General features: G+C 59.1%; 5 protein-coding genes. 4 read left to right on the top strand and 1 reads right to left on the bottom strand.

Features of this window, described 5'->3' with window-relative positions:
- Positions 1-14: 14 nt before the first annotated feature.
- From mgtE to ABJP42_RS14790, 4 genes are all read left to right on the top strand, one after another.
- Entirely contained in the window at positions 15-1403 is a 1389-nt protein-coding gene (gene mgtE, locus ABJP42_RS14775) for a magnesium transporter (protein ID WP_348341663.1), read from the top strand.
- Positions 1400-1963, top strand: a complete 564-nt coding sequence (locus tag ABJP42_RS14780) for a 5-formyltetrahydrofolate cyclo-ligase (protein WP_348341665.1) — start codon at positions 1400-1402, stop codon at positions 1961-1963. Before mgtE ends, ABJP42_RS14780 begins: the two co-directional genes overlap by 4 nt.
- A 102-nt stretch (positions 1964-2065) precedes the next feature.
- Positions 2066-2884: a TIGR00282 family metallophosphoesterase gene (locus ABJP42_RS14785; RefSeq protein WP_348341667.1), complete on the top strand. Its 819-nt coding sequence runs from the start codon at positions 2066-2068 to the stop codon at positions 2882-2884.
- A 198-nt stretch (positions 2885-3082) separates the two neighbouring features.
- The gene (locus ABJP42_RS14790) at positions 3083-4861 is read left to right on the top strand and encodes an SLC13 family permease (RefSeq protein WP_348341669.1); all 1779 of its coding nucleotides are present in this window, start codon (positions 3083-3085) and stop codon (positions 4859-4861) included.
- Between the two features lie 333 nt (positions 4862-5194).
- On the opposite strand, the gene ABJP42_RS14795 is transcribed toward ABJP42_RS14790, so the two are convergent.
- On the bottom strand, positions 5195-6865 hold the full coding sequence (locus ABJP42_RS14795; RefSeq protein ID WP_348341670.1) for an FAD-binding dehydrogenase: 1671 nt from the start codon (positions 6863-6865) through the stop codon (positions 5195-5197).
- Between the last annotated feature and the right edge of the window lie 216 nt (positions 6866-7081).

The following is a 7081-nucleotide window of genomic DNA, read 5'->3' on the forward strand; positions in this document are numbered from 1 at the left end:
GCAAAGGGCAGCACATGAGCACAGACGATACACCTCTGCCCGGCGATCAGACAGGCGAAGACGGATACCTGCTGGACCGCAAACTTGTTGCCCGGATCCTCTTTGCGGTGGATCGCGGCGAGCAGCAGATCCTTGGCAATCTGCTGGAAAAGCTACATGCGGCGGATATTGCTGACCTCTTGGAGCAGATCAACACCCATGACCGGGCCCGGCTGATCCGGCTTTATGATCGCGAATTTGACGGCGAGATCCTGTCGGAACTGGATGAGAGCATCCGAGAAGAGGTGATTGCGATCCTCAATCCGGTGGTTCTGGCCGAGGCCGTCCGGGAGCTGGAAACCGATGATGTGGTGGATCTGCTGGAGGATCTGGAAGAGCCACAACAAGAAGCCATTCTTGATGCACTGGAGGATTCCGACCGGGCCGCGGTTGAGCAATCGCTGAGCTATCCGGAAAACTCCGCCGGCCGTCTGATGCAGCGCGAAGTGGTGATGGCGCCAGAGCACTGGAACGTCGGTCAGGCCATTGATTACATGCGCGAAGCCGACAACCTTCCAGAGCAATTCTATCATGTGGTGCTGGTCGATCCCCGGATGCATCCGGTGGGCAATGTCACCCTGGGCCGGATCATGGGCTCCAAACGCACGCTCCATCTTGCGGACCTGATGGAAGAGAGTTTCCAGGTCATTCCCGCGGATCAGGACGAAGAAGACGTGGCCTATGCCTTCAACCAATACCACCTGATCTCGGCCCCGGTGGTGGACAGCGAAGGCCGTCTGGCTGGGGTTATCACCATTGATGACGCCATGGTGGTATTGGATGAGGAACACGAAGAGGACATCCTGCGTCTGGCCGGGGTGGGGGAAAGTTCACTTTCAGATAGTGTGGCAGGGACCTCGAAGCGGCGTTTGCCCTGGTTGGCGGTGAACCTGTGCACTGCGATCTGTGCCTCGCTGGTGATTTCGCAGTTTGAAGCGACAATTGCCGAGCTGGTTTCCCTGGCAATTCTGATGCCGATTGTGGCCTCGATGGGTGGCAATGCTGGCACCCAGTCGCTCACAGTGGCGGTACGCGCCTTGGCCACCAAGGATTTAACCGGTGCAAACGTCTGGCGGGTGATCCGTCGTGAGGCTCTGGTGGGCCTGTTGAACGGGTTGTGCTTTGCAGTTGTTTTGGGCGTCGTGGGGATGCTTTGGTTTGGCTCGCCGATGTTGGGCGCCGTGATTGGCTCGGCTTTGGTCGTAAACATGGTGATCGCCGGCTTTGCAGGTACGGTAGTTCCGGTGGTACTGGATAAGCTGGGGGTCGACCCGGCACTGGCCTCTGGCACATTTGTCACCACCACAACGGATGTGATGGGCTTTTTCATCTTTCTGGGACTGGCCTCAAGGGTATTGTTATGATGGATCTCGCCGTGATCAAGACTGTCGCGCGCAAGGCGGCTTTTGCCCGGCGCAGATCGGCTTTTGACCTCAACATTCCCGGTGCCGCAGGGCGTCTTTCTGAGGTCATCGCCGGTTATCGCGGCGTGCCGCTGTCTGGGTTTTTGCCGATCCGGACCGAAATTGACCCACTGCCCGCCATGGCAGAGGCCGCAGCCCATGGGCATGTGGGGGTGCCGGTGATTGAAGGCAAAGATCTACCGTTGAAGTTTAGCAGCTGGCAGCCGGACTGCGCCCTGCGTGACGGTCCTTTTGGTGCATCTGTGCCAGAGGCCGATGATTTCTTTGAGCCGGAAATCCTGATCGTACCGCTGGTGGCTTTTGACAGTCATGGCGGGCGGCTGGGCTATGGCGGTGGCTTTTATGACCGCACGTTGGAGCTGTTGCGCGCCAAACGCCCAACCCTGGCCATTGGCTTTGCTTTTGACGCGCAAGAGGCTACGGAACTGCCATTGGAGCCCACCGATCAACCACTGGACATGATGGTTACCGAAAGCCGGGTTCTGCAATTCACCCGCTAAGCCCCAAAATGGGATGGGGTTTTGTGCCGAAATAGCGAAAAATCGCCTCTAGGTCTGGCCCCAGGACTTGTCCTGCCGCGCCTTGCGCCCTAGGACAGCCAGATGCGAATTCTGTTTCTAGGCGATGTGATGGGCCGCGCCGGGCGCCGCGCTATCACCGAAAACCTGCCGCGGCTGCGTCAGGAATGGCGACTCGACTTTGTCGTGGTCAATGGCGAAAATGCCTCCAATGGCATGGGGCTCAGCGGGGCGCATGCCAAGCTGTTGCTGGATGCCGGAGCAGACTGCCTGACTCTGGGCGACCATGCCTTTGATCAAAAGGACATGCTGCAATACATCGAGAAAGAGCCCCGCATCATCCGGCCCCTGAACTTTGCCAAGGGCGCGCCGGGCCGTGGCCATCGCCTGTTTGACGCCACCGGAGGCCGCAAGGTTTTGGTGACCCAGGCGCTGGGCCAGGTCTTCATGAAACGGGCCTTTGATGATCCCTTTGGCGCAGTTGAAGGCGTGCTGAAAGCGCATCCCCGTGGCGGACTGGCCCAGGCCGTGATTGTTGATATGCACTGCGAGGCCACCTCAGAGAAGATGGCCATGGGGCATTTCTGCAATGGCCGTGCCTCATTGGTGGTGGGCACCCATACCCATGTGCCAACGGGCGACGCGCAGATTCTGTCAGATGGCACCGGTTACCTGACTGATGCAGGCATGTGCGGCGACTACAACTCGGTGATCGGTATGGAAAAAACCGAGCCCCTGCGTCGTTTCCTCACTGGCATGCCCAAAAGCCGCTTCACTCCGGCTGAAGGCGAAGCCACGCTTTCCGGTGCCTTGGTGGTGACGGATGACCGCACTGGGGCTGCCAAAGAGATCCACATGGTGCGCAATGGCGGGCTGCTGCAACAGTCTGGCCCTCAAAGTTGATAGCTTTGCGGCTGAAGTTTGAGGAGATTATTCTCTGAATGCCTAAGCGCTGCTGTAAAAACGTCTTTATGCTTCGACGACACATCTGTCGCGGCATGAAACCATTGCCCTGGCTTTGGCGATGAGAGAGACTTGCCGCTGGCAGGTCTGGCGCCAAGATGCCTGACGGGCAAAGGCAAATTGGGACAGTCAAAGCATATGGATCTGATCAGTTTTTCCCAAAACGGCAGCGCGTTTTTGACGCTGGCCATTGTAGGATTAATGTTCTTTGCTTTCCTGCGCGAGATCTATCCCACGGAAGTGGTGGCCCTGACCGGTGTTTCCTTGATGTTGATCACCGGGGTTTTGCCCTATGACAATGCGATTGCTGTGCTCTCTAACCCGGCGCCCTGGACCATTGCTGCGATGTTTATCATCATGGGGGCGCTGGTGCGGACCGGTGCGCTGGATGCCTTTACCGCCAAGGCACGCAAGCAGGCGGAGGTCAGCCCCAAACGCGCCATTGCGCTGTTGATGCTCTTTGTGGTGGGGGCCTCGGCTGTGGTGTCAAATACCCCGGTGGTGGTGGTGATGATCCCGGTCTTTGTGCAAATCTCGCGCACCCTTGGCGTCTCTGCCTCCAAGATGCTGATACCGCTGAGTTATGCGGCGATCCTTGGCGGTACCCTGACCCTGATCGGCACCTCAACCAATCTGTTGGTCGACGGCGTGGCGCGGGCACAGGGGTTGGAGCCGTTTTCGATTTTTGAAGTGACCCCGCTGGGCATCGTCCTGGTGATCTGGGGCATGATTTACCTGCGCTATATCTCGCCGCGCTTGCTGCCAGACCGGGACAGTATGGCGATGCTGCTGAGTGATCGCTCAAAGATGAAGTTCTTTACCGAGGCAGTGATCCCCCCCGAAAGCAACCTGATCGGACGTGAAATCACCGGGGTACAGCTGTTCAAGCGCCCCGGCGTGCGATTGATCGATTTGGTACGCGGCGATGTCTCGCTGCGCCGCAACCTCAAAGGGGCCGAACTACAGGTCGGGGACCGGGTGGTTCTACGGACAGAAATGACTGAATTGTTGAGCCTGCAGGCCAACAAGGAATTGAAACGGGTAGATCAGGTTTCTGCGGTTGAGACCAAGACCGTTGAGGTTCTGGTGACACCCGGTTGCCGTCTGGTAGGTCGCTCCCTGGGGGCTATGCGCCTGCGGCGGCGCTACGGGGTCTATGTTTTGGCGGTGCATCGGCGCAATCAAAACATTGGCGTGCAGCTGGATGACCTGGTGGTGCGGGTGGGCGATACGCTGTTACTCGAAGGCTCTCCGGCAGATATTCAGCGTCTGGCTGCTGATATGGATATGGCAGATGTCTCGCAGCCCACCCAGCGTGCCTATCGGCGCAGCCATGCACCCTTGGCCATTGTCGGCTTGTTCTCCATTGTTGGTTTGGCAGCACTTGGTGTTGCGCCGATCCTGATGCTCTCGGTGATTGTTGTTGCCCTGGTGCTGATCACCCGCTGCATTGACGCGGATGAGGCGTTTTCTTTTGTCGATGGGCGGCTCTTGGCGCTGATCTTTTCCATGCTTGCCATTGGTGCCGCGCTGGAAAGCTCAGGTGCGGTCAGTCTCATTGCCGAGGCCATAGCCCCGGCGCTGACAGGTCTGCCGCCCTTTGTGCTGGTCTGGGCGATCTATCTGCTGACCTCGGTTTTAACCGAACTGGTCTCCAACAATGCGGTGGCAGTGGTGGTCACCCCTATCGCTGTTGGGTTGGCCCAGGCTATCGGCGTTGACCCGCGCCCGCTGGTGGTGGCGGTTATGGTGGCGGCCTCGGCTTCCTTTGCCACTCCGATTGGCTATCAGACCAATATGCTGGTCTATGGTCCGGGCGGATACAAATTCACTGATTTTCTGCGGGTGGGTATTCCTTTGAACCTCAGCATTGGTCTTTTGGCCTCAGCCCTTATTCCTTTTCTCTGGCCGCTTTAAACCGGCGCCAAAGTGCAAAATTCCGCCGATGTACCGACCGCATAGGTGAAAATTGTAAGACTCGCCCTATATCAAAAGGGCAGGCATGGATTGCGAGGGTAGATTGATGAGTTTTCGACGCGGATTTTTAGTTGTTTTGTTTGCGACAGCCTCTGGTATTGCCTTGCTGTCTCAGGCCCTGACCTGAGCCGCCTTTGGGGGCGCTGCCCCCGCGCGCCTTTGGCGCCCTCCCCCGGAATATTCTGGGAAAGGTGATATGCAGCCGAGGCTGTCAGGGTCGCGGCCGCAGACAGATTCTGGAAGCCAGGATTGTGGCCTGGCGATTGGGCTGTATTAGGCAATCAGATCTGAACGACCCGCTTGTCGTCCCGAAAACAGGCAGCCGCCCAGGAAAGACCCTTCCAGCGCATTGTAGCCATGATAGCCGCCGCCGCCAAAACCAGCGGCCTCACCTACGGCAAACAGCCCCGGGACCGGTTTGCCATCTGCCCCCACCATCTGACTGTCGAGATTGGTCTGCAAACCGCCGAGGGTTTTTCGGGTCAGAATGTTGAGGCGCACCGCAATGAGCGGGCCGTTTTTGCGATCCAGTATGCGATGTGGCTTGGCGGTGCGGATCAACCGGTCACCGCGGTAATTGCGGGCGGCATTGATGGCGATGACCTGGGCGTCCTTGGCAAAGCTATTGTCCACCTGGGCATCACGCGCTTCGATCTGGCGGCGCAGGTGGGTCTCGTCCAGCGGCATCTCGGCGATGCGGTTCATGCCTGCCACCAGTTCAGAGAGATCCTCGGCGACGACAAAATCCTCTCCGTGCTTTTTGAAGGCCTCCACCGGGGCGGGGGCGCCGCCGCGCGACATCAGACGCGCTTTGATCACCTCAAGCCATTTGCCCGAGGTGAGGTCCGGGTTTTGTTCGGAGCCGGAGAGGGCAAATTCCTTTTCGATGATTTTCTGGCTCAGGATGAACCAGCTGTAGTCATGCCCGGTTTTCAGGATCTCCTTCAGGGTTGCCAGGGTGTCAAACCCGGGCAGGCAGGGGGTGGGCAGGCGGTCTCCGCTTGCGTCAAACCACATTGACGAGGGGCCGGGCAGGATACGAATGCCGTGGTTGGGCCAAATGGGATCCCAGTTGCGCAGCCCTTCGGTGTAGTGCCACATGCGGTCGCCATTGATCACATGGCCCCCGGCGGCCTCGGCGATGGGGAACATGCGGCCATCCACGTGGAATGGTACCCCGGAGACCATGTTTTTGGGCGGCTCCCCAAGCCGATCGCGCGGCCAGTTCTTGCGCACCAGATCCAGATTGCCACCGATGCCGCCAGAGCCGATGATAACTGAGGGCGCATAGACTTCGAATTCGCCGATCTCTTGTCGGTTGGTCCTTGCCCCCTGTTGGGAGGCATCCGGGGCCAGGATTTCCCCGGACACACCTTTGACCTCGCCTGCCTGGACAATGATATGGCTCACCTGGTGACGGAAACGGGTGATTACCCGGCCAGCTTCGACATGGGCCTGCAGCCGAGCGGCAAAGGGGGCGACAACACCGGGGCCGGTTCCCCAGGTCACATGAAAGCGTGGAACTGAGTTGCCATGGCCCTCGGCGGTACTGCCACCACGTTCGGCCCAGCCGACAATGGGAAACCAACGCATGCCCATGTCATGCAGCCAGGGGCGCATCTCAGTAGAGGCAAAATCCAGATAGGCGCGGGCCCATTGTTTTGGCCAGTCATCCTCGGGGCGATCAAACTGGGCACTGCCCATCCAATCGCGTCGGGCCAGATCATGGCAGTCGCGGATGCCCATGCGGCGTTGCTCTGGTGTGTCGATCATGAACAAACCGCCCAGGCTCCAATGGGCCTGACCGCCCAGAAACTGGGCCGGTTCCTGATCCAGCAGGATCACCCGTTTGCCGCGATCGCCCAGCTCGCAGGCCGCAGCAAGCCCGGCAATGCCGGCCCCTACGATGATCACATCTGCATGGTTCTCTGTCCCGTCCGCCATCTGTCCCTCCCGCCTGCCGGTTTTGTGCAGCCTAAGCGCAGCCAATGGGTTTGGGCAATTGTTTCGGTGCTTTGCCGTTGGGTCAGCTGCCTGCGCCCTTGTCGCGTAAACGGGGGATCACATTGGCCAGAACACCAAGATCGAGGGGATCGAGACGGCAATCACCAGGATCTCCAGCGGCAGCCCCATGCGCCAGTAGTCGCCAAAGCGATAGCC

It is taken from the genome of Pseudophaeobacter sp., assembly GCF_039971195.1.
Taxonomy (GTDB): Bacteria; Pseudomonadota; Alphaproteobacteria; order Rhodobacterales; family Rhodobacteraceae; genus Pseudophaeobacter.